The sequence below is a fragment of the Mycobacterium sp. P4_H6 genome (assembly GCF_056400845.1).
This window is the reverse complement of the sequence record NZ_JBFUKN010000004.1, coordinates 86,403-104,158: the sequence shown is the minus strand read 5'-3', so window position 1 is coordinate 104,158 and position 17,756 is coordinate 86,403. Positions and strand designations below refer to the sequence as shown.

Here is a 17,756-nt window from a genome sequence, read left to right as displayed (position 1 = left end):
GAGAAGGACACGAAGGAGCAGGTGCTCATGACTAGCCAGCCGTCGGGCTGCACCATCGAAGAACGCCGCATCGGCGGCGTCATCGTGGTGGCGGTCAGCGGAACCGTCGACGCCATCACCGCACCACAAATGGATGCGGCCATTGCCGCTGCCGCGGCCGCCGCGCCCACCGCCATCGTGGTGGACCTGGCTGCGGTGGACTTCCTGGCATCGTCGGGAATGGGCGTGCTGGTGGCCGCGCACGCCGACCTCCCCGCTGAGGTGCGCCTCGTGGTCGTCGCCGACGGGCCGGCGACCAGTCGACCGCTCAAGCTGATCGGCATCGCCGATATCCTGGGAGTATTCGCCGAACTCGATGAGGCGTTGTTGGCAGTCAGCGACTGACGGCGGCATTCCACTCGGCGCGGATGTTTAGCCCGCCGCTGCGCCGGGCACGTATTGGCGGACGCGGTGTGCGCTGTGTCGGTGCGCGCATCCGCGCATGTGGCGCTCACCCAGGGAGGGGTGGGCACCGGTGGGCACCGCATCTGAGGCCGGTGAGGCACCCTCGCCGGAAGTGGTCAAACGGGCCGTGGCGGCATCGGCCATCGGCAATGCCACCGAATGGTTCGACTACGGCATCTATGCCTACGGCGTCACCTACATCTCCGCGGCGATCTTCCCTGGCGACACGCAGCGCGCGACTCTACTCGCACTCATGACCTTTGCGGTGTCCTTCCTGGTGCGCCCGCTCGGCGGCCTGGTATGGGGGCCGCTCGGCGACCGGATCGGGCGCAAACAGGTGCTGGCCCTGACGATCCTGCTGATGGCGGGTGCCACGCTGTGTGTCGGCCTGATCCCGTCCTACGCCGCGATCGGCATGTGGGCACCCATTCTGATGGTGGCGTTGCGCATGGTCCAGGGATTCTCCACCGGTGGTGAATACGGTGGTGCGGCAACGTTCATGGCGGAGTATGCGCCATCGCGCAGGCGCGGGTTCCTGGGTAGCTATCTGGAATTCGGTACGCTGGCCGGATTCTCGCTGGGAGCCTGCCTGATGCTCGGCTGCTCGCTGGTGCTCACCGAGGAGCAGATGGGTGAATGGGGTTGGCGGCTACCGTTTTTGGTTGCCGCACCGCTCGGGCTGATCGGCGTGTACCTGCGTTCCCGGTTGGAGGAAACGCCGGTGTTCCGGGAGCTGGCCGAGTCCCACGGCGCTGCGGATGACACCTCGACACAGTTCACCCAACTGCTGATCGGCTACTGGCGTCCGATCCTGCGACTCGGCGGGCTGGTGGTGGCGCTCAACGTGGTCAACTACACGCTGCTGACCTATATGCCGACATATCTGGAGCAGTCCATCGGTCTGTCGTCGAACCTGTCGCTGGTGGTGCCGATCATCGGAATGCTCGCGATGATGATCTTCGTTCCGTTCGCCGGGATGCTCTCGGACCGGCTGGGCCGCAAGCCGATGTGGTGGTTCTCGCTGATCGGTCTTTTCGTTGCGGGCGTGCCGATGTTCCTGCTGATGGGCACCGGCGTCGGCGGCGCCATACTCGGGTTCGCGGTGCTCGGTCTGCTCTATGTGCCCCAGCTGGCCACGATCTCGGCGACCTTCCCCGCCATGTTCCCGACCCAGGTGCGTTTTGCCGGGTTCGCCATCGCCTACAACGTCTCGACGTCGATCTTCGGCGGCACGGCTCCGGCGGTGAACGACTGGCTGATCAATCTGACCGGAAGTAACCTGGTGCCTGCGTATTACATGATGGCGGCGTGTGTGATCGGCGCGTTCGCGCTCGCCGGGATTCCGGAGACCGCCCGGTGCCCGATCGACGGCACCGAGACGCCTGGGACTGCCGCGGCCCCACCACAGCTGGACTACGCCGACCGCAACAGCTGATTACGGCAATGTGCCGCTGAGGTAGACGATCTCACCGAGCACGTCGCGGTCACCGAACTCCGGTGCGGGTAGACCGTATCGGGCGAACAGTTCGGTGCGGGGGACGCCGGTCATCTGCCAGCCTTTGCCGGCCAGATAGTCTGCCGCGGAACGTCGTTCGCCATGGTAGATCAGTGAGGGCATGTCCATGTCGAGCCCCAGCTTGGTGAAGGCATCGGTGGAAGTCCGCGCCTGCTCCGGGTCGAAATCCCGCATACCGGGCACGAATTCGGTGGCCACTGTGCTGCCGGGCGCGCTGAGTTCGTGGATGTTGTCGAACAGCCGGTCCTGCGCGTCGGGCGGCAGATAGATCAGCAGCCCCTCCGCGCACCACGCCGTCGGTCGATCGGGGTCCAGGCCCGCCGCGCGCATCGCGGTCGGCCAGTCCTCGCGCAGGTCGATCGGCACGGTGCGCCGTTGCGCGGTGGGGGAGGCGCCCAGATCAGCCAGCGTGCGGGTCTTGAACTCGATCACCTCGGGCTGGTCGACCTCGTAGACCACGGTGCCGTCCGCCCATGGCAGCCGGTATGCGCGCGAATCCAGGCCGGCGGCCAGGATGACTGCCTGCCGGACACCGGACTCGCCRGCGCTGACGAAGTAATCGTCGAAGAACTTGGTCCGGACCGCCATCTCGTCGATATTGGATTTGACCTGCGCCGCAGCGTCGGGGGCGACGTCGGCGATGTTCAGCGTGCCGTCGACCATCATGGTGAAGGCCTCGATGCCCACCGCGCGCACCAGGGGAGCGGCCCACGGATCATCGATCAGGGCGTGCTCCTCGGTGCTGGCGATGGCACGCCCCACCGCGACCATCGTCGCCGTCGCACCGACGCTGGAAGCCAGGTCCCAGCTGTCCCCTTCAGAGCGTGCCATCGCCATACCTCACTTGCTCGCGGTCAGATAGCCGGAGTCTCCCACCATCGCCGACAGTTCGTCATTGGGACGCTCGAAACCCTTGGCGGCGTATGCCTTCGAATTCGGCAGCACGGTGACCTGCCAGCCCGCTGCGCTCAGATGATCGCCCGCCGAGGTGCGTGGACCGCTGTAGAACAGCTCGTTGAGGTCGATGTCGCTGCCGTACCGCCGGCCGCGCGCGCTGAGCTCCTTGGCCCAGTCCCCGGTGAGCGCCTTGGCGTCCATGTGCTCGGTGGCCAGCGCGCTGCCTGCAGCGCTGAGCGCGGTGATGTCGTCCAACAGCCGGTCCTGGGCATCCGGGGGCAGGTAGATCAGCAGCCCCTCGGCGATCCAGGCCGTCGGCGCCGACGGATCGAAACCGGCGTCCCTCAGCGCTGCCGGCCAGTCGTCGCGCAGGTCGATGCCCACGGTGCGGCGGTCCGCGCCGGGCGCGGCACCCGCGTCGGCGAGCACCCGGGTCTTGAACTCGATGACGGCCGGCTGGTCGATCTCGAACACGACCGTTCCGTCCGGCCAGTCCAGGCGGTAGGCGCGGGTGTCCAGCCCCGAGGCGAGGATGACGGCCTGACGGATGCCGGCCGCCGACGACGTCGCGAAGAAATCGTCGAAGAACCGGGTGCGCACCGCGATGTGCTGGCGCATCTGGTCCCGTCCGAAGAGGGGGTCGTGGCTGTCGTCGAACTCGCCGTTGGCCATCCGCACGAAATGGGGGAGCCCGACGGCCTCGACAAGCGTGGCGGCATAGGGGTCGTCGATCAGTGCGCCGGGTCCACGGCTGGCCAGAGCCCGTGAGGCGGCCACCGACGTGGCGGTGGCGCCCACGCTGGAGGCCAGGTCCCAGCTGTCGCCCTCCGACCGTGCCATCACTTCACCGCGGTGAGGTAGGACGCCTGCCCGAACTGCTGATCCTCCTCGATGAGGGGCAGCCCGTACTGCGCCAGCAGACCGTTGGTCGGGATCGCCGAGGTCTGCCAGCCCAGTTCGGTGAGGTGCGTCATCGCGTCCTTGCGGTCACCGAGATAGATCAGCTCGCTGAAGTCCAGATCGAATCCGTGCGAGGACCACTTCTCGGTCACCGTCTGCATCCGTTCCCGGACGGCCTCCGGGTCGATGTCCATGGTGCCGGGAACCGCCTCGGCGGCCACCCGGCTACCGGGCGCACTGTTCTGGGTGATCAGGTCGAGCAGCTTGTCCTGCGCCTCGGGCGGCAGGTAACCGAAAAGGCCCTCGGCAATCCAGGCGGTCGGTGCCGCCGGGTCGAAGCCTGCCGACCGCAGCGCCGACACCCAGTCGTCGCGCAGGTCCGCCGCGACGGCGCGGCGATCCGCGGTGGGCTGCGCGCCCAGGTCGGCGAGCGTCTGGGATTTGAACGCGATCACCTCGGGCTGGTCGATCTCGAACACCACGGTGCCGGCCGGCCACTCCAGCCGGTATGCACGGGAGTCCAGGCCGGCGGCCAGGATGACGGCCTGGCGCACCCCGGCAGCGCCGGCGTCGGTGAAGAAGTCGTCGAAGAACCGGGTGCGGGCGGCCATCCCGTTTGCGAAGCGGGAGATGTTCATCTGGGGGTCGTCGCCCAGGTCTGCTTCGGTGAGGTCGCCGTCGACCAGCTTGGTGAAGAAGTCCACGCCGACCGCGCGCACCAGGGGAGCGGCGAACTGGTCGTTGATCACGGGTTCGGGGGCGGCCGTGGCCATCGCGCGGGCCGCCGCCACCATCGTCGCGGTGGCGCCCACGCTGGACGCCAGGTCCCAGCTGTCTCCGTCGGTGCGTGCCATGACGGTCTCCTCTGCAGAATTTAATTAGCTGATGTAATGAACGCGACCGACTGTACGCTTCGAAGCTGAATGCYCTGGTAGGTGGACGGCGACGGGCCCCGACACATCTGCCGGGGCCCGCCTCTGTCCGTGTGGTCTGTTACGCAGCGGCGCCGGCGCCGCCCGTCGCCGAGTCCGCCGAACCGTTTTCGGCCTTGCGGTGCCGGCCCGGTGCTGATGCCGTCRATGACCCCTCGGTGGATGACGTGGCCGTCGAATCGGCGGCGTCGTCCTGGCGGGCGTGCTTGCCGTAAGAGCCGCCCTGCAGGGCGTGCCTTCCGTGCGTGGCGCCCTCATCCGCGGTGTCCGCCTCATCGGTGTCGCCCGCGTCAGCGGTCTTCTCGGTGTCCGTCGCAGCGGGCTTGTCGGCGGCCGGATCGCTGCTCTGCTCCGGGGTGGCCTCGGCGGGGCTGTCGACGGCGGTGTCCTGCGCGGGCACGGTGGGATCCACCTCGTCGACGGTCTCGGTGGAGTCCGTCACRGTGTCGTCCTCCGACGCAGCGGTGTCCGCGTCGACAGTGGTCTCGGGGCCGCTCTCGACCTCACTGCCGGCGAGGGCTTCTGCGCCGTCGGCGGCGTCCTTGACCTCGATGACGGTCAACTCATCGGCGGCCTTCGGCGTGCTGCCCTCAATCGTCGTGGCCGACGGCAGGGCCAGTGTGTGCACGCGCTCGCTGGTCACGAACGTGGACGTCACCGAGGCGGGTGCCAGGCCGCCGAACAGGTGCTGCAGCGCCTGGACGTTGTAATTGATCAGCGTCTGGGGCAGCTGGAGAACCTTCTGGAAGGCGGCCACCTCATCGGTCCAGGCCTTCTGCAGGTTGGCCGGGACGAGGTCCCAGTTGCCCTTGTAGATGTTGCCGAGGGCCTGGTTGAGGCCGGTGACGAAGTTCGTCAGGCCGCCGAGTGTGGTCAGGGTGGTGTTCAGGTTGTTGAACGGAATACCGAGCACCACGAGCAGTGCGTTGGTGACGTCCGATTGGGCCGTCGGGAGGGCGGCGGCGGTCGACGCGACCGACTTCGCGGTGAGGGTCGAACCGCCTGCACCCAGGCTGTTGACGAAGTTCTGGATCGTCTTGGTGTTGTAGGTGATCAGCGTCTGGGGCAGCTGGAGAACCTTCTGGAAGGCGGCCACCTCATCGGTCCAGGCCTTCTGCAGATTGGCCGGGACGAGGTCCCAGTTGCCCTTGTAGATGTTGCCGAGGGCCTGGTTGAGCCCGGTGACGAAGTTCGTCAGGCCGCCGAGTGTGGTGAGGGTGGTGTTCAGGTTGTTGAACGGAATGCCGGCCACCAGAAGAAGATTCTGCAGCGCCACAGATGCGGCGGTCAGTTCGTAGGGCTGATCCAGCACCGACACAGTGCGGTGCTGAACCACGGGCAGTTCGGCGGCCGCAGCGTGCGGCGGTACGGCGACCATGGTTGCGGTGATGCACAGCGAGCACACACCGGCCGTCAGCGAAGCGGGCTTGTTCACGGCAGAAACTCCCGGGGTTTTGGGTGAGTTTGACAGGCAGAAAATACCGCAAAATCTTGTAATTAGCTACAGCACAACATATTTCAGGTCCACCAATTCGAAATCAGAAGCTCCGCAACCAAGTATGGACAGCACTTGGCAGAGAATGTCGGATTGACTGCGTTTCGGGCAGTCAATTCAACTGGGATGCAGCTATTTCGGGTCCATGCCTGAAGGTAGATATCAGGCGGGTGGTGGTGGAAGGGCCGGCGGGAGATCCGCCGGGACCTCCGGTGGGGGAGGCAGGAATTGACCCAGCCCCGGCGGGATGTTGGTTCCGGGCGGAGGCGCGGTGCCCGGTAACGGCTCACCGAGTTGCTGTTGCGGCAACTGCCCGAGCAGTCCGCCTCTGAGCATGCCGGCGCGGTACATGTCGATGTAGCGCCCCATCCACTCCCGGCGGTTGACATCCGCGTTCTCCTGGCCGGGGGCGACATCGAACTGCTGGCATTCGCCGGGGGCCGACGGTACCAAGCACTGCTGGGGGCCGTAGGCGTTGTTGAACACGTTGAGGTTCGGGGGTGTCCCCGGCGCGGCTCCCGGCGCCGAGGGTGTCGGGAGCTGGCCCAGCACCGTGGTTCTGTCCAAGCCGAGAACCGGTGGGGCACCCAGCGGACCACCGGGCTGAGTTCCGCTCTGCGCCAGAACGTTCAACCCTTCCGGCCCGAGCGGTGCACCGACGATGGGCACATTGGGTCCTGCGGGAAGCGGTGGTGCCGGTGCGACCGGGGCCGGCAACGGCTCCGGTGGCGGCTCCGCAGCGGCGGCCGTTGCACAGGCGACCGCCGCTGCGAAGATTGCGATACCAGCAGCGACTCCTCGTGCAACGGAGGGCAAGAGCGCAGCGGATGAGCAGATGACACTGCGATTCATGTTGCAAGCCGCGTGATCTGGTGTCGATGCCATGTCTGTGTCAGACAGACTTGGTCACGCCGTAGTAGGCCACGACGTCATCGGTGTCCTCGGTCGAACTCGTCAACGTGGCGTAGGACCGCAGGAACGACTGACCGACACAGCCATCGACCTTGATGTGCGTGTCCTTGATGGTGACGCGCACCGGCGCCTTCTTGAATTCCTTCTTGTTGACGGTGACGGTCGAGACGGTGCCGGGTTTGGCGTGAATCTCGATGGTGCCCGAGAGCGGGAACGTGACACCGGTCGGGATCAGCCCGCCGGTCAATGACGAACCGGAGGTGCCGATACCCGCCGACCCGATGAGGCGCACCTGGCCGAGTTCGATTCCGCAGCCCACCTGGTAGCCCGCCTCCAGCGTGCCGCCCTTGAGGGTTGTGGATCCTTCACCGGACACTGCGCCGGCGAATGTGCCGCCCACCAGGTACTCGCGGGACGAGACCGCCGTGGTCAGCGGTGCGACCGGCAGCTGGGTTTCATTCGAGGCCGCAACGGTCAGTGTCCAGCCGTCCGGTGTCGTCACGATCCCGGGCGCAGACGATGCGACCACGCCGGTGTCCGGCGGCGGTACATCGCTGACCGGCGGCTCCGCCATGGCGATCTGTGCGGTGGCGAGTGGGAGCATCATGCACGCGGTCAGCGTGGCAATTCGCATGATCATGTTGATTCCGTTCAAGTTTGGGGGTAGGGGCAGACGAGTCTCAGACGGCTTTGGTGACACCGAGATAGGTGATGATGTCGTCGGTGTTCTCGGTCGAGCTGGTCAGCGTCGCGTAGGAACGGATGAACGACTGGCCGGCGCACTGGTCGGTCTTGACGCGGACACCCGTGATGGTGATGCGGGTCTCGGTGCCCTTGAACTTCTTCTTGTCCAGCGCCACGGTGGTCACCGTGCCGGGCTTGAGATAAACCTTGCCCTGCAGGGAGACGCCGAACGCGCCGGTCGCATTGCCCGTGAACGGAATGCCGATACCCGGGGTGAAGCTGGCACCCGGGTTGATCTCGACCTCGTCGGAGATGATGCCGCAGCCGATCTGCTCGCCTGCTTCGAACGATCCACCGGCCAGCTCGGTGGTACCCGAACCCGTGATCTTGCCGGTGAACGTGCCGGCGATCAGGTACTCCCGCGACGAGATGGCGGTGGTCAGCGGTGCGACCGGCAGCTGGGTTTCGTTGCTGCCCGATACCTCGAGGCGCCAGCCATCGGGGGTGTCCAGGATTCCGGGCGGCCCGGAGGGGACCGCGCCTTCGGGTGGGAGCGGATTGCTCAGGTTCACCGGAGCCGCCACGTCGGGCGCCGGCGGCGGTGGCGCGGGCTCTGCCGCTGCGAGAGGTGCGGACGCTACCGGCACCAGTACACAGGCAGCCAGAGCGGCAAAGTGTTTGAGCATGAGGTGAGTTCGCCCTCTCGTGGTCGGAATGAGCTCCAACGGATATGTCGAGTCGGAGCTTCTACGGACCGGGTTTCCGAACGGCAAACTGCCGGACAACGGTCCCCGCCTGATTTGCGTCGGGTGGACGTCTCGAAGCTGTGAGTTCGCTGTCGATGACCTTGGGCGCCAACCGATTCCATGTCCTGACATGGACCGGTTCAGCGAAGGGGGCGGGCCGGTGACCCTGGGAGCTTCCTGTGGGCGACACGCCGACGACGCACTGTGGGACACGCTGTGTAGCAATACATTCCAAAAACAGGAGGTGCACATCCGCGGCCCAGTCTGACAAGTTGCTGTGAATAGCCTTGTAATTCAACGTGTTTCACTTGGAAAAGAACGGAAGTGGACGGCAACTGGAAGCCGCCAGTCTGCCGACTGTTCACGATCTGGACTCCTGGTCGATGGACCGTGAGCTCGATTCGCCCGCCCAGCCGGCGCGTCGGGTCGAAACACAGCTCGTATATGGAGGAAACGCCGTGAAGTCATCAATGTTGTGTCCGAAGGCGACCACCGCCTTTCTGATCGCCCTCGGCATCGGATTGTCGAGTGCCGCGACAGCGGTCGCCGACGACGTCATCCCCGACCCGGCATCGCCCGATTCCGTCGTGCAGGTGGCGGGCGCGCCGACAGCGGACAACGCAGATCCGGTAGCGGTGTCGGCCTGCGCGCAGTTCGCCCAGGTACTGGATGGTTCGGCCACCTACTACGGAGACTTCGCCGATTCCTACGAGGGGTCCGGCTACGCGGATCCGGCGGTCGCGACCAGCAATGTCACCGGGCGCACCGCGCTGCGGGAGGCCGCCGGACTGTCAATGAGCGCGGCCAACACCCCGGGACTGGCGCCCGATATCGCGGCACCGATGAGGACCTGGTCGCTCGGCGCGACGAAGCTGCTGTTGAAGATGGGCCTGCGCATCGACGGCGAGAGTCTCAACAGCACCGCGGCGGAGATGAACAGTCAGGCGACCCGCGCGCAGGAGGCCTGCGCCGCGGCCGGAACGCATGCCTGATCGCGCGCGATCCGTTGCGGTCGGAGCACTGCTGCTCGCCGTCGGGCTCGCCGGCTGCTCCGACGGTGATGCGTCCGCGGCGTCGGCTGCGCCGAAGCCGGTCCCCGACTCGGCGCTGCCCGGGCTGCTGCTCAGCGCTCAGGAGATGGACGCCGTGCTCGGTACCACCGGCGTCGTCGCCCATCCGCAGACCGACACCATGGGCGATCACCGCAACCTGCTCTCGAATCTGAACTGTCTGGGGGTGTGGCAGGTCGACGAAGCACCCATCTACGACCCCAGTCACTACAAGACGTTGCGTCAGCAGTTGCTCCGGTCGCCCGACAGTGATCAGTGGGACAGCCTCGCCGTGCAGTCGGTGGTGTCCTACCGCACGGCCGACGCGGCGCAAGCCTTCTTCGCCGAGTCGGCGCAGCGATGGTCGAAATGCACGAATCACACGGTGAACGTCCGGATCAACGACCAGGCGATGCCGAAGTGGGAGAGCGGTGACCTCGATCGGTCCGACACCCTGTTGGCCATGCCGTATACCCGGGGGGTCGGCGCCGAGGCCAAGTCGTGTCAGCGCGCCCTGGCGGTCGCCGCGAACGTCATCCTCGACGTCCAGGCCTGTCGGCCACCGCAGCAACAACCGGTCACGGCTGCGGTAGACATAGTGGAGAGCATCGAGGCGAAGCTGCCCAGATGACCGGATGCCGGGCGCAACCGGCCCCTTCGCGGGGCAGTGCCGGCATTCCAGCCAGTGCCGGGCAATCGGTGTCGGGCTGTTACTCTCGTAGACTGTTTGACGCGTGACTTTGCAGGCTGCAAACCTGCAGGTAGATCGCGCGAGACTTTAACCAGACGCTGGATTGTCCAGCCCCATTGCACGCCGCGCGATTGAAGTCGGCTGCGCAGGAGGAAGAGTGCTTTCGGCTTTCATCTCGTCGCTGCGGACTGCCGACCTCAGGCGCAAGATCCTGTTCACCCTCGGGTTGGTCATTCTGTACCGCGTCGGCGCGACCATCCCGTCGCCGGGCGTCAACTACCCGAACGTGCAGCAGTGCATCGAGCAGGTCAGCGGCGGTGACTCGGCGCAGATCTACTCGCTGATCAACCTGTTCTCGGGTGGCGCGCTGCTGCAGCTGTCGGTGTTCGCGGTCGGCGTCATGCCCTACATCACCGCCAGCATCATCGTGCAGCTGCTCACCGTGGTCATCCCGCGGTTCGAGCAGCTGAAGAAGGAGGGTCAGGCCGGTCAGGCCAAGATGACCCAGTACACCCGGTATCTGTCGATCGCACTGGCGATCCTGCAGGCCACCAGCATCGTGGCGCTGGCCGCCAACGGTGGCCTGATGCAGGGTTGCAGCCTGGACATCATCGACGACTCGTCGATCTTCGGTCTGATCGTCATCGTGTTGGTCATGACCGCGGGTGCAGCCCTGGTGATGTGGATGGGTGAGCTGGTCACCGAGCGCGGTGTCGGCAACGGCATGTCGCTGCTGATCTTCGCCGGTATCGCGGCCCGCATCCCGTCCGAGGGCAAGGCCATCCTGGATGCCCGCGGCGGGATGGTGTTCACCTTCGTCTGCATCGGCGCTCTCGCCGTCCTGGTCGGCGTGGTGTTCGTCGAGCAGGGGCAGCGTCGCATCCCGGTGCAGTACGCCAAGCGCATGGTCGGGCGCCGTATGTACGGCGGCACCTCCACCTACCTGCCGCTCAAGGTCAACCAGGCCGGCGTCATCCCGGTGATCTTCGCGTCCTCGCTGATCTACATCCCGCAGCTGGTCACCCAGCTCATCGACAGCGGTCGCGACAATCCGGGCACCGGGTGGTGGAGTTCGTTCGTCGCCAACCACTTGTCGAACCCGACGGACCCGGTCCATATCGCCTTCTACTTCGGCCTGATCATCTTCTTCACGTACTTCTACGTGTCCATCACGTTCAACCCGGAGGAACGGGCCGACGAGATGAAGAAGTTCGGCGGGTTCATCCCGGGCATCCGCCCGGGCAAGCCCACCGCTGACTATCTGCGCTTCGTGCTGAGCCGTATCACCCTGCCGGGCTCGATCTACCTCGGCGTGATCGCGGTGCTCCCGAACGTCGTGCTGCAGGCCGGCAGCGGCGGCGCCACCCTGCAGAACCTGCCGTTCGGCGGTGTTGCGGTGCTGATCATGATCGGCGTGGGGTTGGATACCGTGAAGCAGATCGAGAGCCAGCTCATGCAGCGCAACTACGAAGGTTTCTTGAAGTGAGAGAGGTTCCCAAGTTGAGAATTGTTTTGCTCGGACCTCCCGGTGCCGGAAAAGGAACCCAGGCGGAGAAGCTCGCCGCCCAGCTCGGAATCCCGCAGATCTCCACGGGTGACTTGTTCCGGCACAACATCGGCGCAGGCACCCCGCTCGGTGTGGAAGCCAAGAAGTACCTGGACGCCGGTGACCTGGTGCCCGCCACGCTCACCAACGCACTCGTCGATGACCGCATCGACCACGACGACGCCGCCGCCGGGTTCATCCTCGACGGGTACCCGCGCTCGGTCGAGCAGGCCGAGGCGCTCAAGGACATGCTGGCCAAGCGCGGCCTGAAGCTGGACGCAGTGCTGGAGTTCCGGGTGTCCGAGGACGAGTTGCTCGAGCGTCTCAAGGGTCGCGGCCGCGCCGACGACACCGAAGAGGTCATCCGCAACCGGATGGCGGTCTACAACGCGGAGACCGCGCCGCTGCTGGACTACTACGCGGACGAACTCAAGACCGTCGAAGCCGTCGGCACCCTGGACGAGGTGTTCGCCCGGGCGTTGCAGGCACTCGGCCAGTAGCCAGGAGCATCCCTTGATCGGCCAATCATGATCAACGTGCCCGGCCTGCGGCGCAAGGTGGTTCCTCAGCGCAGCCCCGGTGAACTCGACGCGATGGCCGCGGCGGGTGCGCTGGTGGCCGCGGCACTCAAGGCCGTCCGGCAGGCCGCCGCGCCCGGCATCTCCACCGGTGAACTCGACCGGATCGCCGAATCGGTGATCCGCGACGGCGGTGGCGTCCCGTCCTTCCTCGGTTACCACGGGTTCCCGGCGACCGTCTGCGCGTCGGTCAACGACCGCGTCGTGCACGGCATCCCGTCGGACGCCGAGAAGCTCGTCGCCGGCGACCTGGTGTCCATCGACTGCGGGGCGATCCTCGACGACTGGCACGGCGATTCCGCGGTCACCTTCGGCGTCGGCACGCTCATCGCGGCCGACGAACTGCTGTCCGAGGCCACCCGGGCGTCCATGGAGGCGGGTATCGCCGCGATGGTGCCCGGTAACCGGCTGACCGACGTGTCCCACGCGATCGAGGTCGGCACCCATGCCGCCGAGGCCCGCGATGACCGGAAGTACGGCATCGTCGCCGGCTACGGCGGTCACGGCATCGGCCGCGAGATGCACATGGACCCGTTCCTGCCCAACGAGGGAGCGCCCGGAAAGGGCCCTTACCTGGAGGTCGGCTCGGTGCTGGCGATCGAGCCCATGCTGACGCTGGGCACCGCGAACACCAAGGTGCTCGACGACGATTGGACCGTCGTCACCACCGACGGTTCACGTGCCGCGCATTGGGAGCACACGGTGGCTGTCACCGCGGACGGCCCGCGAATCCTGACGCTGTAGCGCGGCAGGCTCAGTGCACGTCCTGGTCACTGGCCAGTAGCGTGAGCGTCTCCCAGTTCTGTTGCGTGGCCGCTGCCGCCGCGTCGGCGTCTCCCCGGCGGCACAGTTCGATGATGCGGTCGTGTTGAGCGATCGACTGACGCCCGGACAGCGATGAGAAGCGCTGGAATTCGAGGCGTCTGAGCACCGGGGTCACCGATTCCAGAGCCACCGGAATCACCTGGTTCTGACTCGCCTCGACGGCGACCTGATGGAAGCGGTCGTCGGCCCGCATGGCCGCCGCGGGGTCCCCCGCGGTGAGCGCCTCCGCGAACTCCTTGTTGGCGTCCACCATGGCGGCGAACTCACCCTCGTGCATCAGCGGAACCGCGATCCGGACGGCAAGAGCATGCATGGCGGCGGCGACGGCCTGCGCGTCGAGGACGGACTTGCGTTCGATGGTCGACACCACCGTCGACCGTCCGGGCAGTGTGTGCACCAGCCCGGCCGTCTCCAGACGGGCCATCGCCTCCCGGATCGGTGTGCGACTGATCCCGAGCCACTTCTCCAGCTCCGGGTCGCGCAGTTTCTCCCCGGGAGCCAACGTGCCGTTGACGATGGCATCCCGCAGTGACAGGTAGGCCTGCTCGCGGAGCAGCGACCTCTTGTGTTTGCCCTGTTCACCCGGTACCGGCATGGAGAGGATCTTAGTTTGCGTGCTGATGGACACCGACTTCTGCAGGGTCTTTGGGATCCCGGCGTGGCCGGATCAGGTCGGCGGCCTTCTCGCCGATCATGATGGTGGCCGCGTTGGTGTTGACCGACACGATCCTGGGCATGATCGAGGCATCGGCCACCCGCAGCCCGGTCAGGCCGTGCACGCGCAGCTTCGGGTCGACGACTGCGCCCGGTCCAATGCCCATCGCGCAGCTGCCGACCGGGTGGTAGTAGGTACTGGTCGCGTGGGCGATGAACGCGCGCAGTGCCGGTTCGCCGGTGGCGTCGGGGCCGGGGAGCACTTCGCGGCCGCGCCACGGTGCGAATGCCCGGGTCGCCGCGACCTCGCGCGCCACCGTCAACCCGTGGATCATCCGCCTCATGTCGGACTCCGCACCGAGATAGTTCGGATCGATCAACGGCGCCGCGGCCGGATCCGGTCCCGTCAGCCGGATGGAGCCGCGGGCGTCGGGGACCGTCGCGAACGCGATCGTGAAGCTGTTGGCCGGCGCCACGAGATGCGGCGGGTGAAAGGGCACGTGGATGAACATCAACTGCATATCGGGCCCGGAGAGTGCGTCGCTGCTGCGCCACTGCATCGATGTCTCAGCCAGGTTGGTGCGCCCGGCAGGAATCGGCTGCAGCGCTTCGTAGACGACACCGCACAGGGGATGGTCGTGCAGGTTGCGGCCCACACCGGGCAGGTCGTGGCGCACCGGAACCCCGGCGGCCTCGAGTTCTCCGGCTGGGCCCACACCGGAGAGCAGCAGCAGGCGAGGGGTGTCCACCGTGCCCGCACTGAGCACCACCTCGGCGCGGGCACGGGCGGTCAGCAACCGGCCCGCTCGCTCGAATTCCACACCGATGCAGTGCTTTCCGTCAAAGATCAGCCGGTGTGCGCGGGATTCGGTGGCGACGTCGAGGTTGGCGCGCTCGCGTGCCGGGTGCAGGTAGGCGGCCGCGGTGCTCTGCCGGATGCCACCGGAGATCGACAGATCGTGCCAGCCGGCGCCTTCGGGGTGGGCGCCGTTCAGATCGTCGGTCAGTGGGAAGCCGGCCTCCGATGCGCCGTCGAGGAAGACCTGCGACAGGACATTGGCCGCATCGGCCGCCGCCGGCGCGGGCAGCAGCGGCCCATCGGTGCCACGCACGCGCGGGTCCCGCCCAGAGGTTGTCTCCATTCGCCGGAAGTACGGCAGGACGGACTCGTAATCCCATCCCGTACAACCATTGTCGGCCCATCCGTTGAAATCGTTCGGGTGCCCGCGCAGGTGCACCATGGCATTGATGCTGCTGCTGCCGCCGAGAGTGCGCCCGCGTGGCCAGTTGTGGGATAGCCCATCGGTGCCGGGCTGCGGGACCGTGCGGTACCGGTGGTCGACATCGCTGCCCCACAGGGTCGGCCACGCCGGAGGCAGGGCAATCGCGGGATGGGAGTCGGCCGGCCCCGACTCCAGCAGCAGCACGTCGATATCGGGGTCCTCGGCAAGTCGCGCGGCCACGACGCAGCCTGCCGAACCCGCTCCGACGACGATGTAGTCATAGTCCTTTTTTGATCCCGGCATGGTTCTGTCTCCTCGGTCATGGGAGCTGGGCCCCGACATGTTGGGCATCAGCTGTTGGTGGCGTCGGCGGCCTGGTCGATCAGGTCGGCGACGGCCTCGGGCCGAGAGACGGTGACGGCATGGGAGGCGTCGATCTCGACGGTGTGCGACCTGGCACGGTCACCCATGAAGCGCATCGATTCGGCGGGGATGGCCAGGTCCTTGGTGGTGACCATGTTCCAGGACGGGATGGTCTTCCATGCCGCCTTGGTTGCCGGATCCGCAAGCGCCGCAGCGGCGATGGGCCGCTGGGTGGCCGCCATCAGGGTGGCGACATCGGCGGGGACGTCGGCGGCGAACACCGTGGCGAACTGGTCCTGCTTGATGTAGAGCTCGTCGGCGGTGCCACCTTCGGGCAGCGGATAGGGCACGGCGTTCAGGGCGGGTCCGAGTTCGGCGCCGGGGAACTGTGCGGCCAGTTGCCCGGTGCTCTCGCCCACCTCGAGGATGAAGCTCGCCACGTACACCAGGGCTTTGACGTGGGGGCTGCGGTCTGCGGCCTCGCTGATCACCGATCCGCCGTAAGAATGTCCGGCGAGGACCACCGGCCCGGCCACACTGTCCACCACGCTGCGCACATAGGCGGCGTCGGAGGCCAGGCCGCGCAACGGATTGGCCGCCGCGACGACCGGGTAGCCGTCGGCCTCAAGTCGTTCGATGACGCCGTTCCAGCTGGACGAGTCCGCAAAAGCCCCGTGCACGAGCACCACGGTGGGGCGGTTCGTCGGGTCGGGCGGTTCGGCTGCTGCGCCGGTGCAACCGGCGTTCAGCGATGCCGCGGACAGCGCGGCGGCCAGGGTGATCAGAGCGGTGCGGATGGTCATCGGGTGTCTCCAGGGTCGGTGGTAAATGCAATATATTGCATATCGGTGGTCTGCGTCCAGCCTGAATGAGAAGGAACGGGTGGCGTCGAGTCTCGGGCCTCCCGCACGGGGAGGGTCAAGCAGTGCCGACGGCGGGCCACCGCCGTCGTGTTCGGCGTTAGTTTGAACTGGACCGCCACCCACGTCGTGTCAGAGACGGAGGTTGGGAGTGGACGATCCGGAGGCCGCGATGATGCGGGTCTTGTATGACGAGCACGCGGGAGCGCTGTGGCGCTACGCGCTGCGCTTGACCGGCGATGCCGCGCGGGCCGAAGATGTCGTGCAGGAAACGCTGCTGCGGGCATGGCGCCATCCGGAAGTCAGCGCCGATCCCGAGCGGCCGGCCCGGGCATGGCTGTACACCGTGGCGCGTAATCTCGTCATCGACGAGCGGCGCAGCGCGCGGTTCCGCCATGAGGCAGGAACGCCCGATGTCGAAACGGTCGCCGGCAATACCGCCGCTGCCGGCCCCGACGAAGTGGATACCGCGTTGGACCGACTTCTGATCAGTACCGCACTGAGCGAACTCTCCGAAGACCACCGTGCGGTGATCCGGCGCGCCTACTACCAGGGCTGGAGTACCGCGCAGATCGCCGCCGACCTCGGGATCGCCGAAGGCACCGTGAAATCCCGGCTGCACTACGCTGTGCGGGCACTGCGACTGAACCTGCAGGAAATGGGGGTGACCCGATGACCGATTTCGAGCAGGCCGGCGCGGGCGACCCGTACCGCACCTGGGACGCCGGCTACGTGCTGGGTGCGCTGTCTCCCAGTGAGCGCCGAGATTTCGAGGCGCACCTGCAGACCTGCGCACGCTGCCGCGACGCGGTCGGCGAGCTGACCGGGATGCCGGCGCTGCTGGCGATGGTGGATCTCGACGAGGTGGAGGCACTCGACCACCGACTGCCCGATCCGCCGCTGCGCCCGGAGTTGCGCCAACAGGTGCTGGACCGGGTGCGTACCCGGCGCCGCCGCTCCAGGTTTGTGACCACCGTCGCGGTGGGCCTGGCCGCCGCCCTGCTGGCTGTCGGTCTGGTGGTGGTGATCGCGCCGGAAACGCTGGGCCTGCAGCAGGGTTCACCGCCGGTGGCGATGCTGGAGATGAACAAGATCAACGAGACGCCGATCAATGCGAGTATCGCGTTGTCCGGCTACAGCTGGGGCACGCGCATCGACATGGCCTGCAGTTACGGGGACTGGGGCCAACGCGACGCCGCGGCACAGAATCTCGGGATGGTCGTGATAGGACGCGACGGTAGCCGCACCCAGATCGCGACCTGGCTCGGGTTGTCCGGCGCGACCGCGCTGCCCAGCGGGAACATTCCGCTGCCGCAGAGTGAAATTGCCTCTGTGCAACTGGTTTCCGCCGACGATGGAAAGGTCCTGCTGGAAAAGAACCTGTGAATCACCTGGTGTGGTGAACCCGGGCACGAGGCGCCACGTGTCTCCTGCAGAACGG

19 protein-coding genes are annotated in these 17,756 nt (G+C 66.8%); 9 read left to right on the top strand and 10 right to left on the bottom strand.

The window, feature by feature from the left end:
• The first annotated feature begins 27 nt into the window (after positions 1 to 27).
• Together AC1DTF_RS03140 and AC1DTF_RS03135 are read left to right on the top strand one after the other, a co-directional pair.
• On the top strand, positions 28 to 384 hold the full coding sequence (locus tag AC1DTF_RS03140; RefSeq protein ID WP_477473002.1) for an STAS domain-containing protein: 357 nt from the start codon (positions 28 to 30) through the stop codon (positions 382 to 384).
• Positions 385 to 481: 97 nt separating this feature from the next.
• Entirely contained in the window at positions 482 to 1,879 is a 1,398-nt protein-coding gene (locus tag AC1DTF_RS03135; RefSeq protein WP_477473001.1) for an MFS transporter, read from the top strand.
• On the opposite strand, the gene AC1DTF_RS03130 is transcribed toward AC1DTF_RS03135, so the two are convergent.
• The 7 genes from AC1DTF_RS03130 to AC1DTF_RS03100 all read right to left on the bottom strand — a co-directional run bounded on the left by AC1DTF_RS03130 (position 1,880) and on the right by AC1DTF_RS03100 (position 8,466).
• Positions 1,880 to 2,791: a class I SAM-dependent methyltransferase gene (locus AC1DTF_RS03130; RefSeq protein WP_477473000.1), complete on the bottom strand. Its 912-nt coding sequence runs from the start codon at positions 2,789 to 2,791 to the stop codon at positions 1,880 to 1,882.
• A gap of 9 nt (positions 2,792 to 2,800) precedes the next feature.
• A complete protein-coding gene (locus AC1DTF_RS03125; RefSeq protein WP_477472999.1) occupies positions 2,801 to 3,697 on the bottom strand; it encodes a class I SAM-dependent methyltransferase in 897 nt (298 codons plus the stop codon).
• Positions 3,697 to 4,611: a class I SAM-dependent methyltransferase gene (locus tag AC1DTF_RS03120; protein WP_477472998.1), complete on the bottom strand. Its 915-nt coding sequence runs from the start codon at positions 4,609 to 4,611 to the stop codon at positions 3,697 to 3,699. Before AC1DTF_RS03120 ends, AC1DTF_RS03125 begins: the two co-directional genes overlap by 1 nt.
• 139 nt (positions 4,612 to 4,750) lie before the next feature.
• A complete protein-coding gene (locus tag AC1DTF_RS03115; RefSeq protein ID WP_477472997.1) occupies positions 4,751 to 6,124 on the bottom strand; it encodes a hypothetical protein in 1,374 nt (457 codons plus the stop codon).
• 222 nt (positions 6,125 to 6,346) lie between these two features.
• Positions 6,347 to 6,853: a hypothetical protein gene (locus AC1DTF_RS03110; protein WP_477472996.1), complete on the bottom strand. Its 507-nt coding sequence runs from the start codon at positions 6,851 to 6,853 to the stop codon at positions 6,347 to 6,349.
• Between the two features lie 223 nt (positions 6,854 to 7,076).
• Entirely contained in the window at positions 7,077 to 7,736 is a 660-nt protein-coding gene (locus tag AC1DTF_RS03105; RefSeq protein WP_477472995.1) for an MspA family porin, read from the bottom strand.
• A gap of 40 nt (positions 7,737 to 7,776) precedes the next feature.
• On the bottom strand, positions 7,777 to 8,466 hold the full coding sequence (locus tag AC1DTF_RS03100; RefSeq protein ID WP_057167061.1) for an MspA family porin: 690 nt from the start codon (positions 8,464 to 8,466) through the stop codon (positions 7,777 to 7,779).
• A gap of 518 nt (positions 8,467 to 8,984) precedes the next feature.
• On the opposite strand from AC1DTF_RS03100, the gene AC1DTF_RS03095 reads away from it, so the two are divergent.
• The 5 genes from AC1DTF_RS03095 to map all read left to right on the top strand — a co-directional run bounded on the left by AC1DTF_RS03095 (position 8,985) and on the right by map (position 13,134).
• Positions 8,985 to 9,518, top strand: a complete 534-nt coding sequence (locus AC1DTF_RS03095; protein ID WP_477472994.1) for a hypothetical protein — start codon at positions 8,985 to 8,987, stop codon at positions 9,516 to 9,518.
• Complete coding sequence (locus tag AC1DTF_RS03090; protein WP_477472993.1) at positions 9,511 to 10,206, top strand: sensor domain-containing protein; 696 nt, start codon at positions 9,511 to 9,513, stop codon at positions 10,204 to 10,206. Before AC1DTF_RS03095 ends, AC1DTF_RS03090 begins: the two co-directional genes overlap by 8 nt.
• A 217-nt stretch (positions 10,207 to 10,423) precedes the next feature.
• Entirely contained in the window at positions 10,424 to 11,752 is a 1,329-nt protein-coding gene (gene secY / locus AC1DTF_RS03085; protein WP_057167064.1) for a preprotein translocase subunit SecY, read from the top strand.
• A 14-nt stretch (positions 11,753 to 11,766) separates the two neighbouring features.
• Complete coding sequence (locus AC1DTF_RS03080; protein WP_057167149.1) at positions 11,767 to 12,312, top strand: adenylate kinase; 546 nt, start codon at positions 11,767 to 11,769, stop codon at positions 12,310 to 12,312.
• Positions 12,313 to 12,339: 27 nt separating this feature from the next.
• Entirely contained in the window at positions 12,340 to 13,134 is a 795-nt protein-coding gene (map, locus tag AC1DTF_RS03075; protein WP_477472992.1) for a type I methionyl aminopeptidase, read from the top strand.
• A 10-nt stretch (positions 13,135 to 13,144) separates the two neighbouring features.
• Here map and AC1DTF_RS03070 read toward each other — a convergent pair whose 3' ends face one another.
• Genes AC1DTF_RS03070 through AC1DTF_RS03060 form a run of 3 tightly spaced genes read right to left on the bottom strand, consistent with a single transcriptional unit; the run spans position 13,145 to position 16,258 of the window.
• Positions 13,145 to 13,810, bottom strand: coding sequence for a GntR family transcriptional regulator (locus AC1DTF_RS03070; protein WP_057167066.1), 666 nt, complete (start codon positions 13,808 to 13,810; stop codon positions 13,145 to 13,147).
• Positions 13,811 to 13,820: 10 nt separating this feature from the next.
• Positions 13,821 to 15,395 (bottom strand): GMC family oxidoreductase, encoded by a 1,575-nt coding sequence (locus tag AC1DTF_RS03065; protein ID WP_477472991.1) that lies wholly within the window; start codon positions 15,393 to 15,395, stop codon positions 13,821 to 13,823.
• A 47-nt stretch (positions 15,396 to 15,442) separates the two neighbouring features.
• Positions 15,443 to 16,258: an alpha/beta fold hydrolase gene (locus tag AC1DTF_RS03060; protein ID WP_477472990.1), complete on the bottom strand. Its 816-nt coding sequence runs from the start codon at positions 16,256 to 16,258 to the stop codon at positions 15,443 to 15,445.
• Between the two features lie 208 nt (positions 16,259 to 16,466).
• On the opposite strand from AC1DTF_RS03060, the gene AC1DTF_RS03055 reads away from it, so the two are divergent.
• Both AC1DTF_RS03055 and AC1DTF_RS03050 read left to right on the top strand, forming a co-directional pair.
• Positions 16,467 to 16,991: a sigma-70 family RNA polymerase sigma factor gene (locus AC1DTF_RS03055; RefSeq protein WP_477472989.1), complete on the top strand. Its 525-nt coding sequence runs from the start codon at positions 16,467 to 16,469 to the stop codon at positions 16,989 to 16,991.
• A complete protein-coding gene (locus AC1DTF_RS03050) occupies positions 16,988 to 17,701 on the top strand; it encodes a zf-HC2 domain-containing protein (RefSeq protein ID WP_477472988.1) in 714 nt (237 codons plus the stop codon). Before AC1DTF_RS03055 ends, AC1DTF_RS03050 begins: the two co-directional genes overlap by 4 nt.
• The last annotated feature ends 55 nt before the right edge of the window (positions 17,702 to 17,756 follow it).

Bases quoted from the DNA above. Each gene is read 5' to 3' on its own strand.
- AC1DTF_RS03140 (WP_477473002.1), top strand. From the start codon at position 28: ATGACTAGCCAGCCGTCGGGCTGCACCATCGAAGAACGCCGCATCGGC.
- AC1DTF_RS03135 (WP_477473001.1), top strand. From the start codon at position 482: ATGTGGCGCTCACCCAGGGAGGGGTGGGCACCGGTGGGCACCGCATCT.
- AC1DTF_RS03125 (WP_477472999.1), bottom strand. From the start codon at position 3,697: ATGGCACGGTCGGAGGGCGACAGCTGGGACCTGGCCTCCAGCGTGGGC.
- AC1DTF_RS03120 (WP_477472998.1), bottom strand. From the start codon at position 4,611: ATGGCACGCACCGACGGAGACAGCTGGGACCTGGCGTCCAGCGTGGGC.
- AC1DTF_RS03105 (WP_477472995.1), bottom strand. From the start codon at position 7,736: ATGATCATGCGAATTGCCACGCTGACCGCGTGCATGATGCTCCCACTC.
- AC1DTF_RS03100 (WP_057167061.1), bottom strand. From the start codon at position 8,466: ATGCTCAAACACTTTGCCGCTCTGGCTGCCTGTGTACTGGTGCCGGTA.
- AC1DTF_RS03090 (WP_477472993.1), top strand. From the start codon at position 9,511: ATGCCTGATCGCGCGCGATCCGTTGCGGTCGGAGCACTGCTGCTCGCC.
- map (WP_477472992.1), top strand. From the start codon at position 12,340: ATGATCAACGTGCCCGGCCTGCGGCGCAAGGTGGTTCCTCAGCGCAGC.
- AC1DTF_RS03070 (WP_057167066.1), bottom strand. From the start codon at position 13,810: ATGCCGGTACCGGGTGAACAGGGCAAACACAAGAGGTCGCTGCTCCGC.
- AC1DTF_RS03065 (WP_477472991.1), bottom strand. From the start codon at position 15,395: ATGCCGGGATCAAAAAAGGACTATGACTACATCGTCGTCGGAGCGGGT.
- AC1DTF_RS03060 (WP_477472990.1), bottom strand. From the start codon at position 16,258: ATGACCATCCGCACCGCTCTGATCACCCTGGCCGCCGCGCTGTCCGCG.
- AC1DTF_RS03050 (WP_477472988.1), top strand. From the start codon at position 16,988: ATGACCGATTTCGAGCAGGCCGGCGCGGGCGACCCGTACCGCACCTGG.